The sequence below is a fragment of the Lysinibacillus sp. NPDC096212 genome, assembly GCF_044763105.1.
Taxonomy (GTDB): domain Bacteria; phylum Bacillota; class Bacilli; order Bacillales_A; family Planococcaceae; genus Lysinibacillus.
This window is the reverse complement of sequence record NZ_JBIWFQ010000003.1, coordinates 118716-141948: the sequence shown is the minus strand read 5'-3', so window position 1 is coordinate 141948 and position 23233 is coordinate 118716. Positions and strand designations below refer to the sequence as shown.

The window sequence follows — 23233 nt, the reverse complement described above, 5'->3', positions numbered from 1 at the left end:
TGCCCTTCTATCCGTCGCTTCGGCTCTTTCATCCGTCGCTCTGACCCTTCTATCCGTCGCCTCAATCTCTTTCCGTCGCTCTTGCCCTTCTATCCGTCGCTTCGGCTCTTTCATCCGTCGCTCTGACCCTTCTATCCGTCGCCTCAATCTCTTTCCGTCGCTCTTGCCCTTCTATCCGACGTTTTAAAAAAAGCTGTATAAGCTTACATGCTCATACAGCTCCTCTTGCTATTTTGCTCTTTTGTCAATTGTCTTTGCAATACAATCGCCATGGAAACGGCCATTTTCAATAAAAATTTCATTAGCATTATTTCCAGCTGCAATAACTCCCGCAATAAATAATCCTTCTACATTTGTTTCCAAAGTTTCTGGATTAAAGAAAGGACGACCCGTTTCATAATCAATAGAGACACCCATTGCTCGAATAAATGAATGATCTGGATGATAGCCTGTCATAGCAAAAACAAAATCATTTTTAAAAGTTTTCTTGCTACCATCAATTTCTACTACGACTTCATGCTCTCGGATTTCCAGTATATTTGTATTGAAATGCATTTGGACTTCTTCATTTCGTACTACACCTTCAAATTCTGGTAAAACCCATGGCTTGATGCTAGGTGAATACTCACTACCACGATAGGCAACAGTGACGCGAGCTCCTGCCTTATTCAACTCAAGCGCTGCATCTATTGCCGAATTTTTCCCACCTATTACGAGAACATCAGTATCGAAAAATTCATGTCCCTCTTTAAAGTAATGGAAGACTTTTGGCAATTTTTCACCTGGGATGTTTAAATAATTCGGATGGTCATAGTAGCCTGTTGCGATCACAACATAAGGTGTTGTATAGACCTCTTTATCTGTCGTTACTGTAAACACCGCTCCATTTTTTACAACGCTATTTACTTTCTCGAAGCGATTTACTTGAATAGCTTTCAAACGTACAACTTCTCGATAATAAACTAGTGCTTGATTTCGCTTTGGTTTACGACCTTCAATAATAAAGGGAACATCACCAATAGCTAGTCGTTCACTCGTACTAAAAAAAGTTTGATGCGTAGGGTAATTGTATACCGCATTTACGATATTGCCTTTTTCAATGACAATTGGCTTTAATCCAATATTTTGCAAGGCTATTGCTGCTGCTAAACCACATGGGCCTCCTCCAACAATAATTGCATCTACTTGCTGCATTTCTTGACACTCCTATCAACTTTGTATCAGCAATTTGCTAATACTTTACTTAATCGGGCTTTTACCGAATTAATCCTTATCGTTTCCATTATACGCCTTCTATCGAGTTTTGGTTGTTTATTTACCCGAAATTTCAATGTCAATAATATGACACTGTGGTCTCGCACCAAGCCGAAAAGGTAATAATGTCGTACCATAGCCGTTACTTACTAACGTCATCACACCCTCACGCTCCCGATAAGAGCCATTAGGATGCACACCGTATGGACCAATTCTAATTTGACCACCATGTAAATGCCCACCAATCATTAAATCTGCTCTAAATTTTGCACGGACTCTTGCAAAAACGCCAGGGTTATGTGAGATGAAAACAACTAAGTCTTTCTCTCCTACCTTTGCAAATGCTTCATCAAAGCTATATTTCATTGTAGATGTATCTTCAATTGCATTTAGCCAAAAGCGGTTTTTTTTAGGTAGTAATACAGCATCATTAGCGATGATCTGAACACCATGTTCCTGCAAAATACTTCGTAATCGTCCTTCACCTACTTCTCTGTCATTATTCCCCCATACAAAATAAGTTGGTCCTAAAGGAGTTAATAACTTTAGGTTGTCATGAATACGTTGAATAGGTGTGCGTCCATCTGCAAAATCTCCACCAATAATAACAGCATCAAATTGACCATCTAACTGTTCAATCATCTGGCGATTAATTTTGCGTAAATGTGTATCCGAAATAAAAAATAGTCGGATTTTTTCCTGTTCACCCTTTAATAACAATTGATGATGTAAAACATTATTTTCATGTGCCACCTTCAACATATAAAGCAGGAACGCGATGACTACTAAAACAAATAGTCCAAAATAAATCATTCCTTCACATCTCCTTACGAAAGCAAAAAGACGATTCGTTATAATGAAGAATCGCCTTTTCACTAAATCAGACGTACGCCTCAACCATATTTGGTGTTAACGTTTGTCCATTATTTTATACTAGAAAAACATCATTGCCAAAGAATGACACCCGCTTTTCTTATGGTAGCTTAATCACTTGCCCGATCATTACATTATTTGAAGACATACCGTTTGCTGCACGAATTTTCGCTAGTGTTGCTTCACTGCCATCACCGTAGTGATTCAATGCAATACGATATAGATTTTCATTTGCTTTTACTGTATGAGTACTTGCACTTGCGGCTTGTTTTGCTTCTTCTGCTTTGCGTGCTGCCTCAGCTTTACGCGCTTCCTCGGCCTTTCGTGCTTGTTCCGCTTTTCTAGCCTCTTCTGCTTGTGCTATTCTAGCTTGCTCAGCTTTTTTAGCTTCCTCGGCTTTTCTAGCTTCTTCTGCCTTCTTGGCTGCTTCGGCCTTTTTCGCTTCCTCAGCTGCCTTCTGCTCAGCTGCTAATTTCTCAGCGTCTTTCTTAGAAGGCTCTTTTGCTTTGTCTGTTTTATCTTTGTCTGTTTTATCTTTGTTTGCTTTATCGTCTTCTTTTGCTTTGTTTTTGTCAGTTGACACAGCTAACTTACCTTCATCCCCTGAATCGTCAAATTCTACAACTTCATCCGAAGATTTTTTTTCAGCCTCTTCAATTGTTGTTCCAGGTTCATAGAATTTTAAAAAATAGACTAATATCGATAATGGAATTAAGATAAAAATTACAAAAAGAATCGTCATTAATGGCGGTTTTCGTTTTGTATTACTTGGCTTTTTATTGTCATTTCCATTTTTCTTCATTCTTGAAACCCTAGATAAAGCTTGCTGTTCTTTTTGTTCTTCTTCAAAAGATTGACGATGTTCTTCGATTTTATCGCGATAATCTTCTTTACTCATTCGCCGTTCCTCCAACCTTACTACGCTTTCTATCATTCTATTATGACGAATATTGCGAAAAAAGTAAATGACCGTCAGTTATAGTCTAAAAAGGACATATCACCATAACGTGGGGTTGATTTCCGTTCCGACCGGGCACTTTCCTGGTGGCGTCCAGTCGGTACGGAAATCAACTTATTATATGGCATACGTTTTAACAAATGTCATCCACAACTTTTGGTGATGAACCTTTAACAACCCATTAAGAGTTGCTTTAGCCGACTTTCCCATGGAATCATTTCTATTTTCTTCTCTTCTTTTAAGCGTACCTTATTGATTTCATCATAATGGATTCCACAATTTTCACAACAGTTTTCTGGTTTTTTCAGCAATTTTTGCCCAAAATACCCGACTAGCTGTGTGCGAATACAGTCTTTTGTCTGAGTCATTTTATGCATTTTATCGACAGCACGATACTTTTCCAGTGCTAAATGATTTAAACGCACTTTAACTTGTTCCATCGTTTCTTGTTGTAGCCAGTAATCAAGCACTCGAAAAGCGGTCTCACTCAGCTCTCCATTTTTCAACATTTGTGAAGGCTGTACTTGTTGATTTAATAGTTCCTGATAACGATCAACATGACCAGCTGTTGGCAAATCGCCTGTTACAACAAATTTCGCAAGTTCCTCATCACCCTCACTATAAAGTAAAATTGCGAGCGCTGGTTGACCATCACGACCTCCACGACCAATCTCCTGCATGTAATTTTCTACATTAGCAGGCAGCGTTTCATGGATAACCTGACGAATATTTGACTTATTAATACCCATTCCAAAAGCATTCGTAGCCACAATCCAGTCGAGTTCCCCGTCAATAAACTGTTGCTGAATAAACTGACGGTCATCAGCACCATAGCCTGCATGATAAGCTGCCGCTCGTATACCAGCCTGTATAAGCGCTTCGCTATATTGTTCAGCACGCTTCCGCGAGGACATATATAATATACCCGGTCCTGCCGTTTCTTTAACATGTTGCATAATCCAGTGTGTTTTATCTGCCCTATCCTCAAATACGACACGCCCAAGATGAATATTTGGCCGATCCACATTGTACAAAAACTCAAATGGTGTATCCAGCGACAATGTATCTCGTATGTCATTGACTACTTTATTCGTCGCAGTCGCCGATAATGCTAAAATCGGTGGACGATTTACTTGTGAAAACCATTGTCCAATTCGTAAATAATCTGGCCGAAAATCAAAGCCCCACTGAGAAATACAATGTGCCTCGTCCACGACGATAAGACCTAACTGCATTTGTGAAAGCTTGTCTTGAACTTGCTGCTGTAAAAGCATCTCTGGTGACGTAAAGATAAAACGATACTGCTCTAAAAAATGTAATACATACCGTTTTTCACTTACGGTTAAAAATGAATTTAAGGCAACTACCCTCTTTTCACCAAAGCGTTTTAGCTCCTCTACCTGATCCTGCATTAGAGAAAGCAAAGGAGAAACAATTAATACTGGCTTCTGCAGGATATATCCTGATAGTTGGTAACAAAGTGACTTTCCCATTCCAGTTGGTAATAAAGCGATAACATCTTTTTCTTCTAAAATGGCTTCAATGACCTCTTTCTGGCCTGGACGAAATGCTGTATAGCCAAAATACTTTGTCAATGTTTGTTCAAGCTCCATCTATACTTCTCCTTTCGCGAGGACAAGCCTTAACTGGAAATAACTCATACCTTCAACTACTTCATGCAATGTTTTCAATTTTTTTGTTTGATAGTGTTTCGATGCCAGCCAAACTTTTTCCGCTTCTTCATATGAGACGAATGGACCAATCGAAAAGTTCGGTTCGTTCATGGCTAGTTCCACCAAATGATCCTCGATTGTACTTTGTTTTAGTCTCCTTATTTGCACAATCTGTTCAATTGAATAGCCCTGCTCATAAAAATGTGCTGTTTGCTGCGCTGAATCGGTTAGTAATGCTTTGACTCTTAATCCTTCTGCCACTTTACCAAGTAACGGATAATCATCTGTCTGATGAACTTCATTTAATAATGTATGTAGCAATTCTATAAACGCTAACTGACAATCTAAAACTGTTTCCTGACGTTCACTCGCAAGCTGCTGCCACGTCCATCCTGGTAAACTATGACCACTCAACCGATAGAGGACAAGCTGTTTGTTGGCATCTGATAAGGGTAACACGGAAAGCGCGCGTTCACATTCCTCCAATAATTGCTGCTGTAAATGCCCATCTTGAAAGTTAGACTCGACTAAAAATGTACGAACCCAAGACTGAATATTCGTATCCCTACTTATTGGAGAAAAAGAACGAACTCCAGCGCTTTGATAGGATAAACTTTGTACAATTAACGAGAACCTCGCAAAAAATATATGCTCATTTCCCCTATAGTGCCACCCGTCAAATAAATAATCAGATGTCTGCTCTGCTCGCTGTAAACCTAGCTTTTTCATGGAATAGTGACCAGATTCTTGCATAGTTAACCAACTATACTGTAAAAACGAATTTACGGCTTCATCAAATGTCTTCCTAGGTAACTTAGGTAATAGCCCAAAATAATTATGTAACTGAAATAGGCCAATGTCTTGAATAGTCTGACCTGAGCGCTTTCCTCTTAATACATGATAAGCAGCAGAAATTGTTCGTTCGTTATTTAGTTTTTGAAAGATTTGCAATAAAATTTGATGAAACATAGACGCAAATTCCTCCAATTTAATAGTATTTATGTTGAAATGTAAGATAAACATCTTTAAAATGAGTATGAAGCTTTGTAGGAACATGTAAAAGGAGAGAAAAAAAAATGGCTAAATTCACAATTGTTGATAAAGATACATGCATCGCTTGTGGCGCTTGCGGAGCCGCAGCACCAGATATTTATGATTATGATGATGAAGGGATTGCCTTCGTTATTTTAGATGATAACATGGGAACTGCTGAAGTTCCAGAAGATCTACTAGAAGACATGCAAGATGCTTTCGAAGGATGCCCAACTGACTCAATTAAAGTAGCAGATGAAACTTTTGATGGCGACTCATTAAAATTCGAATAGTCTTTCATACGTATCTTTAAAGGCATCCTTAACTGGGTGCCTTTATTTTTATCTCCTCACGTTACAAACACCAAAATTAAATTACATGTTAATTCTTTGGCTCATCACTATAACGTGTGGTTGATTTCCGTTCCGACTGGGCGCTTTGTTGCTGTCGCGCAGAGCAGAGCTTCCTGGGGGCGTCCGCTGAGCCGCTTTTGTTGCTGTCGCTTCGCTTTCGCACAGAAAACATCCGCTACGCTGCAGGGTCCCGGGCCAACAGATGTTTTTTGCGCGAAAGCGTAGTGCTAACGCAGCGTCAGCAGCACCGAGGTCGGTCACGAAGGCGTTATCACAGGACGTGATGGTTTTAGCCTTCGTTCCTCTATCGCTAATCCCCAAGGAGTCGCCCAGTCTCCACTCCAATCAACTAATACTTGGCATATGTTTTAACAAATGTCATTCACAACTTTGGTGATGAGCCAATTTTCTCATACGAATAACTTAGTAACAGATTCTTATACCATTTTTATTAATTTAAAAATCTTGTAGCAAAAATAACAACTACTAGATTCGTCTCTAACATAGCAGAGATGAATTTTTTTATTTTCTAATGTAAAGTTTGTCAGTCTTTTCATCTTGTTATTGCAACCATTTTTTATGTATGATAAGATTTTAGTAGTTGGTACTAATAACAGATATTATTTCGTAAAGGGGTTCTTATAGATGATGGATAATTTATTACAATTAAAAGATAAAAATATTGTAGTTATGGGTGTGGCAAACGATCGAAGTATTGCTTGGGGTATCGCAAAACGTTTATTTGACGTAGGTGCAAATGTTATTTTCACCTATCGCCAAGAACGTTCATTAAAAAAATTACAAATGCAATTAGAGAAAATCGAACAATCTGACTCACTGATCGTACAATGTGATGTCAACAGCGACGAGAGCACAAAAGCAGCTTTCGATGAAATCGGTACAAAAGTAGGCGTTATCCATGGCATCGTGCATTCAGTAGCCTTTGCCAATGCAGAAGATTTACACAATCGCTTCTTAGATACAACTCGTGATGGTTATGCATTTGCACAAGATACTAGCGCCTATTCCCTTATTTCAGCAGCAAAAGCCGCACATCCTTATATGACTGAGGGTGGCTCTATCGTAACAATGAGTTACTTAGGAGCAGAGCGCGTCCTTGATGGCTACAATGTCATGGGTGTAGCGAAAGCGGCATTAGAGGCATCTATGCGCTACCTTGCTGCAGATGTAGGTAAAGATAATATTCGCGTTAATGCGATTTCTGCTGGCGCGATTCGCACACTTGCTGCAAAAGGCGTTCCTTCATTCAATACAATTTTACACAAAATCGAAGAAACAGCCCCATTAAAACGTAATGTTCAACAAGACGAAGTGGCAGATATGACAATCGTGATGCTTTCTCACTTATCACGCGGTGTGACAGGCGAAACGATTTACATCGACGCTGGCTACAATATTATGGGTTAAACACAAAGAAGCATGGGAGATCATCATTAATCTCTCATGCTTCTTTGTTTCGTATTGTACTTCAGAATTTCACAACTGTTATTTTAGTACCTTTGGGGCTGGATAATCAAAGCCCTTTGTATCTACTTCTACCTTTTTCATCTGCTGATCTTTTAAAGGTTTTTCACCCTCACGTTCAGAAGTAGCTATAGCATCTACTGTTTCCATCCCCTCAATTACTTTTCCAAAGGCAGCATATTCGCCATCAAGATGTGATGCTTCATTTACCATAATAAAAAATTGAGATCCCGCAGAATTCAGATCCTGCGAACGAGCCATTGAAATGACACCGCGTTCATGCTTTAAATCATTTTTAAAACCATTTAATGAAAACTCACCTTCTATCGAATAGTCTGGCCCACCCGTACCATTACCTGAAGGATCTCCACCTTGAATCATAAAATCAGGGACAACTCGATGGAAAATAAGACCATCGTAAAAACCTTTTTTAACTAAGGAAATAAAATTAGCTACCGTATTCGGCGCGGTAGAAGGTTCTAATTCGATTACGATTTTTTCATCATTGTTCATCGTAATCGTCACAATTGGATTTTCCTTCACCTTTGATGAATAATCCACATTTTCTTCCGTTTTCTTTGCCGTATTTCCTTCCGATTGCCCACTGTCTTTAGCAGCTCCACAACCCGTCAAAACAAATGCTACCGCCAAAAAAGCAAAGACAGTAAAAAATCCTTTATAACGCGCGAACATATTCTTTCAACTCCTCTTGATCACCAGTCTACTCATTATACTATCAGATAGTTTACGACAAATCATTTTTATAATAATTAATGAAGAAGGCTATACTTATGGATGCGGCCGAGAAAGTAAATAAGCTAAGCAAAAAAATACTATTTCTAGTGCCTTGCTGCAATGCGTTGTTGTTTAGCAATAATCCCCTTTAACAAAAAGGATAGTAAGCATGCAACGACCAAAAATACAGCAATCATAACAATAACGCCTCCCCAGCCGTAATGCATCCAGAATACCCCTCCTACTGTTCCTCCAACACTTGAACCAAAATAATAGAAAAATAAATAGAGAGAAGAGGCTTGTGCTTTATCATGAGTGGCCCGTTTACTTACCCAGCCACTGGCAATCGAGTGTGCTGCAAAAAAGCCAAATGTAAAGATTGTAATCCCTATAATTTTCAAACTAAGTAGCCCATTTAATGTTAAAATCGCTCCTATAAACATGATTGTAATGGACAATAACAGCATCTTTTGACGGCCATATTGATCGGCTAGACTACCGAACCAAGCAGAGCTAAATGTACCTACTAAGTAAATCACAAAAATCCAACCAACAATCGTGGCACTTAAATTATAAGGCGGCGCCATCAATTTAAAGCCAATGTAGTTATAAAGAGTCACAAAGCTTCCCATTAATACAAAGCTAATACCAAAAAGGCAAAGCATAGATGGGTCCTTTAAATGTTGTAAAAGAGATGTCACCAATGATTTTATCTGTAATGGACGTGCTGAAAAATGCTTGGAGTTTGGTAGCATCCAGATAAATAACACGCTAATCATAAGACTAATGATACCCAGTACAATCATCCCTACCTGCCAATTATAAAGATCCGTTATTGTACCAATAATCACTCGTCCACTAAGCCCACCTACCGAATTACCACTTATGTATAAACCCATCGCAATCCCTAAACTAGAAGGATCCATTTCCTCCCCTAAATAAGCCATCGCAATTGCCGGCAATCCTGCAAAAACAACTCCCTGTATTACACGTAACACTAGTATCGTTTCAAAATTAGGGGAAAAGGCTAGTGCAAGTGTAATAATTGATGCCCCCAAAATAGAAATCGTCATCAAAGATTTCCTGCCCCATGCCTCTGATAAGGAGCCAACAATAATCATACTTATGGATAATGCAAAGGTTGTCACAGAAAGCGTTAAACTCGCAACAGCTGGTGATACATGAAACTCCTTCGCAAACGTTGGTAATAATGGCTGTGATACATATAAATTGGCGAAGGTGATAAAGCCTGCTAAAAATAAAGCCCAGTTTGCTTTATGAAACGCCTTTGTCCCCTTTTGAATGTAACCCATTTCTCTCTCTCCTTACGTTCTTCCAATTCTACTATTATTCTAATACAATGATCTTCAAAACACACGATAACTTGTCAAAAAATAGACAAATTTGCCACCATTTGAATCATTGCCATAACGTGTTGTTGATTTCCGTTCCGACTGGGCGCTTTGTAGCTGCCGCTTTGCTTTCGCTACAGAAACCAATTGTTGCTGCCGCTTCGCTTTCGCGCAGAGCAGAGCTTCCTGGGGGCGTCCGATGAGCCGCTTCGCTTGCGCTCCAGGGTCTCGGGCCAACACGAGGTTGGTCACGAAGGCGTTATCACAGGACGTGATGGTTTTAGCCTTCGTTCCTCTATTGCTAATCCCCAAGGAGTCGCCCAGTCTCCACTCCAATCAACCTATCTATTTGGCATACGTTTTAACAAATGTCATCCACAACATTTGATGATGAGCCCACTATTTTTAGTGTTGAGTGCATTATTTCATTTGACAATATTACCGTGACTAAAATCACATTTTCTTCATATAAATGTAGTTTTTATCTATTTTGAGTTGGCAAATATTGTGTTACAGTAAAAGTAATCATCTAGCAATCATTGGCAAAAAGCTCCGATGACTAAACTATTTTCGTTGCACAGACTTGGAGGAATTTTCATGAACATTATTGAAGCTTTAGCCCTTTCAGTACCTTATATCCACCTTGCATTAAAGGAAGAGGCAATTGTGGCTGTCGTCGAGAAGGAAAGTGAAATAGTTGTAAAATATTTAGCTGGCAAACGTGTAGATTCAGGCTATCAAGATGGACAAAAGGTAAATGCTAATGACCAAAATGTTTTCATTGCCTTTAATGGAAAAAACGCTGATGTCGTTATACCAAAAGATGTATACGGAGTGGCCATCAATGCTTTTTCATTTCCAATCCGTGAAAATGGTAAAGTCGTAGGTGCTCTAGCATTTGGACTTCCAATCGACAATGAGCTTAAACTCGAGGATTATATGGGGACAATGGATAGCATTGTAAACAGCTTACAGGACAAAGTACATACAATTGCCTCACATTCAGAGGAATTAGCAGCAACAAGTGAGGAAATTAACAAACAAGCACAGCACGCCCTTGAAGATTCAGAGAAAACAAATGAAGTAACAGATTTAATAAAAAGCATTTCTCGCCAAACAAATTTACTCGGCTTAAATGCATCTATTGAGGCGGCTCGTGCAGGTCAGCATGGTGCTGGCTTTAATATCGTAGCGCAGGAAGTTAGAAAGCTCTCTTTCGAAACATCAAGCGCCACGGAAAACATTGAAGCCTCCTTACGAAATATAAATAGGAACCTTGAAAACCTTAAGCAGAATATGGGGCAAATCAATGACGCAACGAACGAACAGGCTCAGCTTGTTCAAGATTTCAGTGAAATTATCGAGGAGTTAACAGTTCTTAGTCACGAAATGAAGGGCTTTATGCATAACGCCTTAAAATAATAAAGAGGTGAAGAATATTGCAAATTACAATTAACCCGGATTTATCTTTACGTACTGTCGAATTAGAAGATGCAAATGCTGTTTTTGCCTTAACAGATGCATCACGTGCATATTTACGTGAATGGTTGCCGTGGCTGGATTTTACAAAAGAAGTAGCCGATACAACGGCATATATAGAAGGCTGTATAAAAGGACACGAAGCTAAAAGCAGCCTCTCTCTTGTTATCATTTTTCGAAATGAAATCGTTGGTATTGCTGGCTTTAATACGATCAATCATAGCAATAAAATCGCTGCTATTGGCTATTGGCTCAGCGAAGGGGCTCAAGGGCATGGTATTATGACAAAGACTGTACAGGCATTATTACAATATGCTTTTAAGGATTTACAGCTCAATAAGGTCGAAATTCGTGCTGCTACGGGCAACGAAAAAAGCCGTGCCATCCCTGAGCGACTAGGCTTTACAAAAGAAGGAACGATTCGTGCAGCAGAATGGCTTTATGATCATTATGTTGACCACGTTGCTTATGGCATACTCGCTAGTGAGTGGAAGGAAAAATAGAGGCAAAAATAGCCACCTGATATCATATCAGGCGGCTATTTCTGTTATTGTTCAACTGTTTCTTTTATTTCGTCTTGTGTTTCATTAGCTGTAGCTGGTGCTTGCTTTCCTAAGCCTACTGCTATTTGCTCTAGCTCAGGACGCAATGTATGCTTACCTGCATAGCTTTCAATTAATTCCTTCATGTCAATTCCTGAAGTTTCCTTCAATGATTCCTGTAATGTTGACATTAAATTCGTTGCGTAGGCAGTTACTTTATTGGCACCGCCTCCGCCTTCCCCACCACCAGTATCAACAACAGTAATCTTATCAATATTGCCAAGTGGACTCGCAAGCTCTTTCGCATATTCTGGCATCATACGTACAATCATATCAAGGACAGCTGCCTGGCCGTAGTATTCGAAGGCTTCTGCAATTTTACGTTTTGCCTCGGCTTCTGCTAGACCGCGAAGACGAATGATATCCGCATCTGTTTCCCCTTTTGCACGCTCAGCATCCGCTTTCGCAAGACCGTCCAAACGAATTTTCTCTGCTTCGGCTTTTGCTAATGATTCGATACGGTATTTCTCCGCATCTGCTTGCGCTAGTTCACGCATTTTGTCTGCCGCTGCATTTTGCTCGACAGCGTAACGATCAGCATCAGCCTTTTTCTTAACTTCTGAATCGTATTGCTTCTCACGACGTAAAATCTCTTTTTCTTCTAATTCAATTTGTTTTTGACGTTCAATAATGCGAATTTGCATTTCCTGTTCAGTTACTTCCTGCTTTGCACGTGCCGTTTCTAGCTCATACGCTTGGTCTGCACGAGCTTTTGCAATATCTTGCTCTCGACGGAATTCTGCTACCTTTAATTGATTTTCTTTTTCGGCTTCTGCAATTTCTGTCGCACGTTCAAGTTCTGCCTTTTGAGCTTCTTTCGATGCTTCAGCACGCTTAATACGTGTTTCCTTATCAGCATCTGCAGTAGCAATGTCCGCATCACGTTTAACCTGTGCAATACGTGGCTTACCAAGCGATTCTAAGTAGCCATTTTTATCGCGTACATCTTTAATCGTAAAGGATACGATTGTCAGACCCATCTTCGCCAAGTCCTGAGATGCAACACGTTGTACTTCCTGAGAGAATTTATCACGGTTTTTATAAATTTCCTCTACCGTCATTGAACCTAAGATTGAACGTAAATGACCTTCTAATACTTCACGCGCCTCATTTTCACGCTCTTCCTTTTGCTTTCCTAAAAATTGCTCCGCTGCCGTTGCAATTTCTGAAATGGAACCGCCAATTTTAATGATAGCTGTTCCATCGGCCATAACGGGTACACCTTGTTCTGTATACACTTCAGGTGTTGTCACATCAAGCTTACTTGACAATAAGCTTAATGGATGTGCCTGCTGGAAAATCGGGAATACAAATGTACCGCCACCACGGATAATTTTTATACGATTTCCTGACTCATCTTTATGTACATTTTTTGAGCCAAGATAGCTACCTGTCACAATCAGTGCTTCATCAGGACCCGCTGTACGATACTTAGTCACATAAAGTCCAACTAATGCGATTAAAACAAATGCTACAATCCCTATAACAATTAAAATTTCCGTTGACATATAAATATCACTCCTTTATAAAAATTTTTTATCATAAGATCTCACAAACAGTGTTCCTTCCTTCACTTCTACAACAAGTACTGTCGTATCGTAATCGATAGCCTCATTGTCATAACCTGTTGCTCGCTTCGATATCATACCGCTAGTCGTTTCAATAACTACCTCTCCAAAACCGTCAGTCGGGATTGGAACAATAACCTTTCCTAGCTGGCCACCAAGTGATTCTTCCGTATAAGCTAACGAAACATCGGCCGACCGTAGCGGAACAAGAACAAATAAATAAAATAGTGCACTTAAAATAGCTCCGATAATACAAGCAGCAACAATATTCCAAACGCTAGGGAAGAAGGCTAGTTTTTCTAAAATAAATCCTGTTGCTGACATCAACGTAATGAAAGATAGAATGACACTTGGATTAAAAATCGGTAGCCCCTCTCCAATGCCCTCGACAGCATCACTAAAAAACGTAAATAAAAGAGTTGCAAGGCCCCCGAATATTAATCCCACTAAAAAGATTTGCTCGAGTGAATAGCCAAATAGCGTCAAGTTGTTCACCCCTTTTCATTGTATTACCTACTATACGGATGCAGCCTATAAAAGGTTTCGTAATCTTTCACATTTTCTTAATTTTCGAATGATATGTTTTTAAATAGTGAAATTCTTAAAGTAATAATAGCCATGTCATAATAAAAGGTATTCTGGCAACTAAGGAAATATTGCAGGAGGCTTTAAATTGGGGTTTGGCTAGAAAAATACAGCGAGCGTTGTAAAGAGCCCCTTAAAAGCTCTTTAGGCATTAGATATTTGCCTTTTCCTATAAACAAACAGACCAATAATTGAAAGAAGTAAAAGTAAAATACTGGAGGTTAAAAAGAATAATGCTAAAGTAGTTCTTTCTCCCCAATGGTTATATGCTTGTAAAAAACCGATAAGAACCATAAAAAAAGATAGTACTAATTGGAGTTTTGAAACATTTTTAAACAATAAAATCCCTCCTTTATGCACATTTGATTTTACCATATAATCACATAAACAAATACGTTAAACAAGCCATAATGCGGAGGTAATTCCCCTTCCGATTGAGCCCTATGCTTACGATCCAGAATCTCATCCGCCAGAGTCGCCTAGCCTCCTCCCCAATCAATTTATATATTGCATACGCTTTAATCAAATGTCGTACCTAACTTTAGGTAAAAACAAAAAGCATGTCACCGATAGAATTTTATTTAGAAGCTCTTATCGCCAGACATGGTTTTCTTATGATTCTAGTACATTCAATGTAGATTAAATTCATTTTAAATAAAGAACCCTTCGAAGAATCACCAGCAGACATTATAATTTGGGAATCAAACAATGACTGAAAACTAATATAAACAACCATTCAACACTGTTCAAAATTATTTGGTTCGAGTAAAACGCACAAGCAACATAATTCCATTGGCATATAGTATCAATGTATCCATATATGATAGAAAGGGTGTGCATTGTGGGAAAAGAAAATAAATTTATAAAGTTCAAGTTTAAATCAAATCCAAGTTGTCGTTGTAATTGTTGTGGTTTTTGTTGTCCTTGTCCTTGTAAGCCACCATTTACACCACCATTTATACCTGAACCACCAACTCCACCTTGTCATTTTTTAGTGTACGTTACAGACGCTGGTCAGGCGGCTACTCCAGATAATAGGGTATCAGTAATTGATACGGCAACAAATACTATAGTCGCTACCATTCCAGTAGGAACTGCTCCTCTAGAAGTAGCGATTACACCAAATGGAGAATTTGGTTATGTTCCAGCTCTCTTCTCGGATAATGTAACGGTTTTTAATACGGCAACAAATGCTGTGGTCGCTACCATCCCGGTAGGATTTCAGCCTCTTGGTGTAGCGATTTCACCAAATGGATTACTTGCTTATGTATCAAATCACGGACTTGGAGCTAACTCTGTATCTGTCATAAATACAGCTACAAATACGGTAACCGCTACTATTCCAGTAGGGCTCCAACCTCAGGGCATAGCTTTTACTCCGGATAGTGCATTTGCTTACGTTGCAAACGAAAACTCAAATTCAGTATCAGTTATAAATACAGCTACAAATATGGTAGTTGCTAATATTCCTGTGGGACTTCGTCCAAGATCCATCGTTTTCACACCGAGCGGACAATTTGCTTATGTTACAAATGAAAGTAGTAATACTGTATCTGTAATTGAAGTAGCTACAAATACGGTATTTACTACAATCCCTGTTGGGACAGGACCAGTTGGTACAGCAATTACACCTGATGGAATATTTGTTTACATTGTAAATAAAGGTAGTAATACCGTATCTGTAATAGATACATTTACCAATTTGGTGATTGCTACGATCCCTGTAGGATTATCTCCTGACCAAGTAACCATCTTGCCCGATGGAACACTTGCATATGTCACAAATCAACTTGACAATACTGTGTCTGTCATAGATATAGAAACAAATACAGTAATCGATACAATTCCAGGGTTTAACGGTCCTACTGGTATTAAAACGGGAACAATCTGCCTGACTTCATAATCTAGAGTCTTGGGGCTCAAGGGTAAAACAGGAACCTTTCCCTTGTTCATAAAAAAAGACATACTTCAATTTCCTAAATGGCAATTGAAGTATGTCTTTTTTATGAAGTGCGACTACCTTGAAATGCTTGACGTAGAACTTGAGACCAAGCGATTACTGGTTCCTTGTTGTTCACTGCCTTCAAATGTGTTGGTAGTTCTTTTGATTCAGCCAACACATTTGACTGAGCTATTGAAAAATGGGCTAGCTCATAGCTAAACTCCACTCAAACCGCATTATATAGGCTTTAACATAGCCTTTAAGATTCTAGTACATTTAAAATAGCATCAAGATCATTGACAGCAATATCTAGGCGTTCCTTTGCCTCGATATTTTGCTGTTTTAATTGACTAAATTCTAGTAAATTTTTCTCATGCTTTAACTTGATAGAAGACAAGCGTTCAATTCGCGATTCTACCTTTTCGATTGCTTGCTCACAAACTGCTGTCCATATCTTTTCTGACTGCTGCATTTCAGTCGTTGATGGGTTGTGGTGACGCATAATTCGTGCATATACTGCTTCAATTTGTTCAATTAGTTCTGAATAAAAATGTCGTTCAACACGAGTTGTTTGGAATGTTGGGTGCTCTACCTCTTTTGCATATGGGGTAATTTGACGAAGTAGCTTTCCAGCATTTTCTCCGAAACCATGTGATAAATTCAATACATTCATTAACTGTAAAAGTAAACGAATTTCTTCTAGATTAATAAGTTGTGAATCGATGCTTTCCTTTAGCTTTAAGGATTCCATATAGCGTCGATCAAAGTGCTCGATTTCACCATTGCGTTGTTCTACTAAATGATCACCTGCATTGTCTTTCAAGCTTTTAATATAGCGAATTGCATGGCTTTTTAGCTCTTCCATCGATAGCAAGTTGTCATTGTCTTGTTGTGGCTTTCCTCGTTGAACATACGCAAATGCATCCATTTTTTTGGGCCATTGTGCTGCTGGGGTTTCTTCTAAGACATTATAGCGTATATAAATTCCGTGCATTCCATATCCTCCAAGTCCATTAAACAAGTATCTCTAAAGAGAGTAAATCGAATTCGCCATTTTTTCAAGTAAAAAACTTTTAAAGATTAAAAATTCTTCTTTCGAAACATTAATTCAAAAATCCCGAACCTTAAAAGCACTACTCCTGTGGAAATTTCTGTCCCACAGGAGTAAGTCAATATTTTTTATCTTTCATCCAATTAAGACTCTTGTCGTATTTGCTCCATGCTTTTTCCTTCAGTAAAGGCATGAATAGATTTTATTGTGCCTACTGATTTGAAATTTGCTCTGTCATAAACCTTGGCAACCTGTTCATTGATAGGTAAAATCCAAAGATATTCTAACCCTTGCTTTATCGACTCTTGCTGAATATGGTGCAGAATATATCCAATCAAACCTCGACCTCGATAGCTTTCAAGTGTTGCTACACTCTCAACTCTCCCTTGATTTCCTGAGATGAAAATATTGGCAGTACAGCAAGCTGTGCCATCCAATCTTAATAAATAATACGTAAAATGCGGAGAATGATATGTTTCTTCAAAAGCTTTTTTGATTAATGCAGGCTCTCCAAATGTAGAAATGCTCATTTCTACAGCTAATGCTTCCTCCATATTGGCATCTGTTACACGTTCAATTTGTATGGCTGGATTATGAGCTAATTGCGAGTATTCACCATTCCAACACTGTACATCATCAGTAAAACTTTCATATTGAAAGCCATGATTCTCTAGTGCTTCTATACATGACTGATTTCCCTCCACATTGTATAAATACAATCTTGGAATGAGAGATTTTGACTTATAGAATTCCTTGATTTTCTTTAAAAACATATCTGGATCGGCAATAATCTTCCAAATGTGTGCATGATTAGCATCATAATATGTTGGCATTTCCTTATTGTAAAATAATACTCCTTCATTACATGTTTCCATCTCACTAAAACTTTTAACATAATTAATATCTAACTGCATGATGTGCTCAATTTTATGCATCTTTTGTTCCTCCCTCAATCCACTTTTCATATAAATCTTCTAGCTGCTGTTCAAGTTTTTGACGTTGCTCCTTAGCAAGTGTCGGCTCCTTTAATCTCATTTCGAGCTTTTCAATTTGTTCTTCAATCGGTATCTCTTTTTTACCAGCATAGGATTTTTTAGGTACTTCTTTTATAACTGGTTCTTTTACTATTTCTAAGCATTTTTGTCTTGCCCATTCATAATCGCCTTCATATACTTGAATCGTTTCATGCTCAATCCATGCAATTTTCGTGAAAATTTTTTGTAAAAAATAACGGTCATGTGAGACGCCAATAATGGTTCCTTCAAAGGACTCCAGTGTATCCTCCAATACCTCTCTCGCTTCAATGTCTAAATGGTTGGTCGGCTCATCCAGCATCAATAAATTAATATCCTCATGCATTAACTGAGCAAGACGTAAGCGCATCTTTTCACCGCCACTTAAATCCTTCACTTTTTTAAAAACGTCATAGCCATAAAATAAAAACTGAGCAAGAATATGACGTGCTTCAGCTTCTGACACAGAGACGCTCTCACGGAAGGCATCTATTAAGCAAATGGCAGGATTTTTATGTTCAAATTGCTGTGAAAGGTAACCAATTTTAACGCTGCTGCCGACATGACAAGCACCTTTATTTGGTTCAACTTCACCTAACATCATTTTTAATAACGTTGATTTTCCACTGCCATTGCCCCCAACAATCGCCAGTCGTTCACCGAAGTAAACCGCTAAATTACTTTCCTTAAATAACGGTTTCTCAAATGCATGGCTAATGTCCTTCATTTGTACGACCTCTTTACCACTACGCTCAGCCATCGTTAACGCTAAATTCATTTTCTTTTTCGTTGATGGCTTCTTCACACGCTCTATACGAGCTAGTGCTTTCTCCATACTTTTAGCACGACGATGCAAGCCATCATTTGGCGGATTCGCTTCATTTGCCCATTGCTTTAAGCGCTTTATTGTTTCCTGCATTTTTTTAATTTTCTTTTGCTGTTCTTCATATTGTGCAAATTGCTGTTCAAGCTTAGCTTCCTTTTGTTCAACAAATGCATCGTAATTGCCAATATACGTAAATGCCTCTCCATCTTCAATTTCAATTATTTTTTGAGCCATTTGATTCATAAAGTGGCGATCATGTGATACTGCAATAACAATTCCTGCAAAATTCCGGACATAATTTTCTAGCCATTCTATTGCCTGCATATCTAAATGATTGGTCGGTTCATCTAATAACAAAATAGAAGGATTACTTAAAAGGATTTGCCCTAGCATTACCTTTGTTTTCTCCCCTCCACTTAAGCTACTAAAAGGTTGCTCAAGCAATGGTGTTATACCTAGACCATTTGCAATCATCGCTAATTGCGCATCAATTTCGTAGCCACCCTGCAGCATAAACTGTTCCTGCGCATGACCATATCGCTGGAGTACCTTATCTGTTACAGCTAGCTGCATTTCCTGCTCAAGCTTTGTCATTTTCGCCTTTAATGCATAAATTTCCGCAAATGCTTCCTCCAACACTTCCTTCACTGAGAGCATAGGATACTGTGGAATTTGATGTAAATAACCAATCGACGCTTCCTTACTTTTTATGATTCGTCCTTTATCTGGCGTATCCAAAGCTGCTAGTAACTGTAATAAAGTCGTCTTCCCACTGCCGTTCACACCAACAACGGCCACATGCTCCCCTGTATTTACTTCTAATTGAAGCCCTTCAAATAAAACATTTCCACCAATAATTTTTTGTATTTGTTCAGCCTTAATTTGCATCGTTTTTTCCTCCAATGAAACGTGCGAAAAACATCTATAGACACAAAAAAGACTGCTCGATTAACAAGCAGTCTTTTCCTCATTAGTTTGTGAAAAAGAATGGTTAATTCGCTACGTTTGATATTTGATTTTGCTTAAAAATGGACAGACCTATCCCGTTGTTCGCAAAATCGAAAGTAATCACACGTGCAAAATACATAGCTGTATCCACTTTTACACATGTTTTCGTAGCGTTTTTATTCATTCCTTTTCACCTCCGTTCAATATAATTAAATTTATATTACCATAATTCAGGTAATTTTGAAAAGAGTAAATTACATTCTTTCACATTTTTTCAGCCCCGTACTTAACGGGGGTTGATTTCTGTTCCGGCTTGGCGCTTTCCTTAGGGCGTCAGATGTTTTCCAATATTCATCACTCATTCCCAAATCAGGATGTTTATAAAAAATGCGAACTCTTGTACAATTACCTATGTACTAGAGCTCACACATTTATGTTACTAATCAACTATTATGGTTGTAATTTAAACATGTATTTTTTTCTGTACCATAAACTTATCCCCATACTTATAAAAATTAATGCACCGACAGCTGTAATCCAAAAGAATATGTTTCCTCCAACAGTTGATGAATTAAAAAATATAGCGCTCATAACAATAAATACACAACTTATAATCCCTGACAAAATAATGGCTAACTGACGATTTAGTTGAAAAATGAAAAATATAAGTACAGTACAAATATAAAGAACACTTACTGTCATAATAGTCGGGAAAAATGGTTGGAATTTAGCCGCATAGACAAAGTAATCAAGCTGGCTAATATCCTGGCCATTGTTTATCTCAATATTAAATATCTGAGAAAATGGGGTTGAATACTTCCATTCCAGCGGATTATCTATGATACCACTTCCCTCATACCAAGAAATAGCTGTTGACATCAATAAAGTTAAGAAACCAAGAATTAGTTGTATCACATATTTAAACAATGTTCTTCTCCCTTCACCCTTTAAAATTAAAGACGATACAATAAATTCTTGGTTTCATAAATACCGGATTATCTGGATTAAAGTGGGCAGAGTACCACCGTTCCAAATGGACATTTTTCTTGGTCTTTGGGTTTAATTCCTTTATCAAGTTAAGATCGTGTGCATTTTCCAACTTTTGGCAAGCTATTAGGCCTATCTTTATTGCATTAAAAAGATGCCCTTGATAAATATCACAATCAAGATTTTCATCTTCAAGTAATAAAAAATCCCTTTCAAAATCAACCTTTATTTTACGTGTTCCCTCATCCGGAAATGGATTAGCCATTATCAAATCATGCTCGTCTGATATTAACGATAGCACTTTTTCTTTATCCAAACAAAAGACCTCCTGCTAGATAAATATATTTGGACGTGCCAAAAGAAACTATCGTCCCATTGAGGCTAATGGGATACATCAGCCTCTATGTTTTCACTTTTTTCACAAACATTTTAACAAACGGTACAAGGAACACGGATACGACCAGCACCCTGAATAGCTGAAATGCGGTGACAATTGTGACCTTTGCATGTACGGAAGCGGCGATAATCCCCATTTGATCCAGCCCGCCTGGGACGATACTTAAAAAGCCTGTGCGAAAATCAAGGCTGTATAAACTCTTCATAATAAATGTTAAACCATAAGCTGCGCCAATAAAGATACCCGCCGATACAAAAGCATAAAATACATGCTTCTTCGATAAATGTAAATCGTCTTTTTTCAATAAAAGCCCAATGTAAATGCCAAGCATTAGTTGGGCAATATGAAGTAGTGACAATGGCAATTTCGGCACATCAATTCCTGCTATATTGATGCCCATCAATAAAAACACGGGACCAAGCATATAGCCTGTCGGAATTTTTGCCTTTTGCGCTAGCCAACCCGCTACTCCACACACAGCAAGTAAAGCTATTAAGCTCCATGTATACGCTCCGTTGACAACTACGCTAGTTCCCCCAGAGGCTGACACCATCAATGGCACAAAGCCGACGATTAAAAGAACCCGTAAAATTTGGAAGAACGTAATGACGACCATATCCATATCCCCTTGCTCCTCTGCAAAGGCAACAACCTGTGACATGCCACCAGGTACACAGCATGTCAACGCGGTTGCAAAATCCAAATCCGCACGTTTTGCTACTAAATAACTAACGCCGAAAAACAGTACAATAAATAATATATTTAAAACAATCATACTGCCTAAAAATTGTTTAATATCTTGCACCGCTTCTGGTGTAAACGCAAAACCAATGGAATATCCTGCAACGATTAAACCAAAATTACGAAAATATCTATGCCATTTCAATTGTACTTTCGTCGATAACTGAACAATTAGCACCGCCGCAATAGCTCCAAGTAACCATGGCATCGGAATATGTAATACATTAAATAAAATCGCACCTGTTAAACCAATACATAAAGTAATAAACATGTGCTTATCAAAAATAAACATAGAAGCAACCCCTCGTGACTGTATCATTCTATTATGCCGTTAACCTGCCTATTTTTCTACTTCATCACTTTTTTTACAAGGTCGTATATCATTAAAATTGAACCTGTTATTTATAAAATTTAACCTCTTATCCAAGATTTTCTCCAAGCTAAAATTTTCTATGCTACATTATTATTACCTGATTCAGTGATTCTCCGTTGCGGAGATATGTAAAGGAGGCCTCCAATGAAAATTCACTTAACGATCAACAGTGCATTAGAAGAAACTGAGGTTCATATACATGCAAAGGAATACAATGAGCAAATTGAACGACTGATGAAACAACTACAAACTTCACAAACGACTATGTTAGATGGCTACTTTCAGCAGGAAATTCATATGCTAAAAATTTCAGATATTTACTCCATTTACGCAGAGGGTGCAAAAGTTTTTTTGCAGACGGAAGAACAGGAATTCGAAACGAAGCGTAAATTATATGAGCTGGAAGCACAATTAGCGAAAGACTTTGCCCGAGTTAGTAAATCAACGCTCGTCAACATTAATAAAATTGCCTCTATTCAAATGGGCAAAATTGGCACAACTGAACTGATTTTAGAAAACGATGTGTCCGTCCATGTTAGCCGGAAATATTTAAAAGAACTAAAACACCACTTAGGTATTGGGAGGGACTCATAATATGAAAATTATTCGCATGATGATTATTGGACTACTCATATCACTTAGTTCTTCCTACGTCTTAGTAACATTAAGTGTCATATCTAATAACGCTGTGGTGTCAGGATCTGAATTACTTGAGCAAATTATCATCGCCGCTATCCTTGGAGCGGTAATAGGTCTGCTGTCCATCATCTTTGAAATAGAGCGTTTACCTTTTATTACTCAGCTTATTCTACATTTAATTGCAGTTACGCTGTGTGTTATGATTGCAGGCTATTTCGGGCGTTGGTTTGAACATTCCGGCATTAAGTATGTTCTTATAAGTGAAGCTATTATTTACTTAATCGTTTGGTGCATCCTTTATGTCCTTCAAAAAAATGATATTGAAAAAATTAATTATGAAATTCAAAAAAGAAAGGAATAAAACAAT

The 23233-nt window shown here is 38.3% G+C and carries 24 protein-coding genes and 1 pseudogene; 7 read left to right on the top strand and 18 right to left on the bottom strand.

The window, feature by feature from the left end; translation table 11 throughout:
* Window positions 1-228: 228 nt before the first annotated feature.
* From ACIQ7T_RS04095 to ACIQ7T_RS04075, 5 genes are all read right to left on the bottom strand, one after another.
* Window positions 229-1194, bottom strand: coding sequence for a YpdA family putative bacillithiol disulfide reductase (locus ACIQ7T_RS04095; protein WP_402868782.1), 966 nt, complete (start codon window positions 1192-1194; stop codon window positions 229-231).
* A gap of 117 nt (window positions 1195-1311) precedes the next feature.
* Window positions 1312-2067, bottom strand: coding sequence for a metallophosphoesterase (locus ACIQ7T_RS04090; protein WP_370075948.1), 756 nt, complete (start codon window positions 2065-2067; stop codon window positions 1312-1314).
* A gap of 160 nt (window positions 2068-2227) precedes the next feature.
* A complete protein-coding gene (locus tag ACIQ7T_RS04085; protein WP_370075950.1) occupies window positions 2228-3025 on the bottom strand; it encodes a LysM peptidoglycan-binding domain-containing protein in 798 nt (265 codons plus the stop codon).
* 230 nt (window positions 3026-3255) lie between these two features.
* Window positions 3256-4698, bottom strand: a complete 1443-nt coding sequence (locus ACIQ7T_RS04080) for a RecQ family ATP-dependent DNA helicase (protein WP_370075952.1) — start codon at window positions 4696-4698, stop codon at window positions 3256-3258.
* Window positions 4699-5727: a YpbB family protein gene (locus ACIQ7T_RS04075; RefSeq protein ID WP_402868780.1), complete on the bottom strand. Its 1029-nt coding sequence runs from the start codon at window positions 5725-5727 to the stop codon at window positions 4699-4701.
* 107 nt (window positions 5728-5834) lie between these two features.
* Here ACIQ7T_RS04075 and ACIQ7T_RS04070 point away from each other — a divergent pair, with 107 nt between their 5' ends.
* Entirely contained in the window at window positions 5835-6083 is a 249-nt protein-coding gene (locus ACIQ7T_RS04070) for a ferredoxin (RefSeq protein ID WP_053482601.1), read from the top strand.
* 705 nt (window positions 6084-6788) lie between these two features.
* Entirely contained in the window at window positions 6789-7571 is a 783-nt protein-coding gene (locus ACIQ7T_RS04065) for an enoyl-ACP reductase FabI (RefSeq protein WP_370075956.1), read from the top strand.
* A 78-nt stretch (window positions 7572-7649) separates the two neighbouring features.
* Here ACIQ7T_RS04065 and ACIQ7T_RS04060 read toward each other — a convergent pair whose 3' ends face one another.
* The 3 genes from ACIQ7T_RS04060 to ACIQ7T_RS04050 form a co-directional block, all read right to left on the bottom strand.
* Window positions 7650-8321 carry a peptidylprolyl isomerase gene (locus tag ACIQ7T_RS04060; RefSeq protein WP_402868778.1) on the bottom strand — a complete coding sequence of 224 codons (672 nt, stop codon included), beginning with the start codon at window positions 8319-8321 and terminating at the stop codon, window positions 7650-7652.
* A 146-nt stretch (window positions 8322-8467) separates the two neighbouring features.
* The gene (locus ACIQ7T_RS04055) at window positions 8468-9676 is read right to left on the bottom strand and encodes an MFS transporter (RefSeq protein ID WP_402868776.1); all 1209 of its coding nucleotides are present in this window, start codon (window positions 9674-9676) and stop codon (window positions 8468-8470) included.
* Window positions 9677-9730: 54 nt separating this feature from the next.
* Entirely contained in the window at window positions 9731-10027 is a 297-nt protein-coding gene (locus ACIQ7T_RS04050; protein WP_402868774.1) for a hypothetical protein, read from the bottom strand.
* Between the two features lie 285 nt (window positions 10028-10312).
* On the opposite strand from ACIQ7T_RS04050, the gene ACIQ7T_RS04045 reads away from it, so the two are divergent.
* Both ACIQ7T_RS04045 and ACIQ7T_RS04040 read left to right on the top strand, forming a co-directional pair.
* A complete protein-coding gene (locus ACIQ7T_RS04045) occupies window positions 10313-11137 on the top strand; it encodes a methyl-accepting chemotaxis protein (protein WP_370075962.1) in 825 nt (274 codons plus the stop codon).
* A gap of 17 nt (window positions 11138-11154) precedes the next feature.
* On the top strand, window positions 11155-11697 hold the full coding sequence (locus ACIQ7T_RS04040; protein ID WP_370075964.1) for a GNAT family N-acetyltransferase: 543 nt from the start codon (window positions 11155-11157) through the stop codon (window positions 11695-11697).
* A gap of 44 nt (window positions 11698-11741) precedes the next feature.
* On the opposite strand, the gene ACIQ7T_RS04035 is transcribed toward ACIQ7T_RS04040, so the two are convergent.
* From ACIQ7T_RS04035 to ACIQ7T_RS04025, 3 genes are all read right to left on the bottom strand, one after another.
* Window positions 11742-13304 carry a flotillin lipid rafts scaffold protein FloT gene (locus ACIQ7T_RS04035; RefSeq protein ID WP_370075966.1) on the bottom strand — a complete coding sequence of 521 codons (1563 nt, stop codon included), beginning with the start codon at window positions 13302-13304 and terminating at the stop codon, window positions 11742-11744.
* Between the two features lie 15 nt (window positions 13305-13319).
* A complete protein-coding gene (locus tag ACIQ7T_RS04030; RefSeq protein WP_370075968.1) occupies window positions 13320-13850 on the bottom strand; it encodes an NfeD family membrane protein in 531 nt (176 codons plus the stop codon).
* Between the two features lie 243 nt (window positions 13851-14093).
* Window positions 14094-14288 carry a hypothetical protein gene (locus tag ACIQ7T_RS04025; protein ID WP_370075970.1) on the bottom strand — a complete coding sequence of 65 codons (195 nt, stop codon included), beginning with the start codon at window positions 14286-14288 and terminating at the stop codon, window positions 14094-14096.
* A 586-nt stretch (window positions 14289-14874) separates the two neighbouring features.
* On the opposite strand from ACIQ7T_RS04025, the pseudogene ACIQ7T_RS04020 reads away from it, so the two are divergent.
* Window positions 14875-15852, top strand: a pseudogene (locus ACIQ7T_RS04020) (beta-propeller fold lactonase family protein); the annotation flags it as partial.
* A 298-nt stretch (window positions 15853-16150) separates the two neighbouring features.
* Here ACIQ7T_RS04020 and ACIQ7T_RS04015 read toward each other — a convergent pair.
* The 7 genes from ACIQ7T_RS04015 to ACIQ7T_RS03985 all read right to left on the bottom strand — a co-directional run bounded on the left by ACIQ7T_RS04015 (window position 16151) and on the right by ACIQ7T_RS03985 (window position 22146).
* Window positions 16151-16885, bottom strand: coding sequence for a hypothetical protein (locus tag ACIQ7T_RS04015; RefSeq protein WP_370075972.1), 735 nt, complete (start codon window positions 16883-16885; stop codon window positions 16151-16153).
* Between the two features lie 200 nt (window positions 16886-17085).
* The gene (locus ACIQ7T_RS04010) at window positions 17086-17877 is read right to left on the bottom strand and encodes a GNAT family N-acetyltransferase (protein ID WP_402868771.1); all 792 of its coding nucleotides are present in this window, start codon (window positions 17875-17877) and stop codon (window positions 17086-17088) included.
* On the bottom strand, window positions 17870-19669 hold the full coding sequence (gene abc-f / locus ACIQ7T_RS04005) for a ribosomal protection-like ABC-F family protein (protein WP_402868769.1): 1800 nt from the start codon (window positions 19667-19669) through the stop codon (window positions 17870-17872). Before abc-f ends, ACIQ7T_RS04010 begins: the two co-directional genes overlap by 8 nt.
* Window positions 19670-19772: 103 nt before the next feature.
* Window positions 19773-19913, bottom strand: a complete 141-nt coding sequence (locus tag ACIQ7T_RS04000; RefSeq protein ID WP_166672191.1) for an RAxF-45 family protein — start codon at window positions 19911-19913, stop codon at window positions 19773-19775.
* 266 nt (window positions 19914-20179) lie between these two features.
* Complete coding sequence (locus ACIQ7T_RS03995; protein WP_402868767.1) at window positions 20180-20656, bottom strand: YjdJ family protein; 477 nt, start codon at window positions 20654-20656, stop codon at window positions 20180-20182.
* Between the two features lie 13 nt (window positions 20657-20669).
* A complete protein-coding gene (locus ACIQ7T_RS03990) occupies window positions 20670-21032 on the bottom strand; it encodes a hypothetical protein (protein WP_402868765.1) in 363 nt (120 codons plus the stop codon).
* Between the two features lie 85 nt (window positions 21033-21117).
* Window positions 21118-22146 carry an AbrB family transcriptional regulator gene (locus tag ACIQ7T_RS03985; RefSeq protein ID WP_402868763.1) on the bottom strand — a complete coding sequence of 343 codons (1029 nt, stop codon included), beginning with the start codon at window positions 22144-22146 and terminating at the stop codon, window positions 21118-21120.
* 225 nt (window positions 22147-22371) lie between these two features.
* Here ACIQ7T_RS03985 and ACIQ7T_RS03980 point away from each other — a divergent pair, with 225 nt between their 5' ends.
* Together ACIQ7T_RS03980 and ACIQ7T_RS03975 are read left to right on the top strand one after the other, a co-directional pair.
* The gene (locus tag ACIQ7T_RS03980) at window positions 22372-22821 is read left to right on the top strand and encodes a LytTR family DNA-binding domain-containing protein (protein WP_053482631.1); all 450 of its coding nucleotides are present in this window, start codon (window positions 22372-22374) and stop codon (window positions 22819-22821) included.
* Between the two features lies 1 nt (window position 22822).
* Entirely contained in the window at window positions 22823-23227 is a 405-nt protein-coding gene (locus tag ACIQ7T_RS03975) for a DUF3021 domain-containing protein (RefSeq protein WP_370075987.1), read from the top strand.
* Window positions 23228-23233 lie beyond the last annotated feature (6 nt).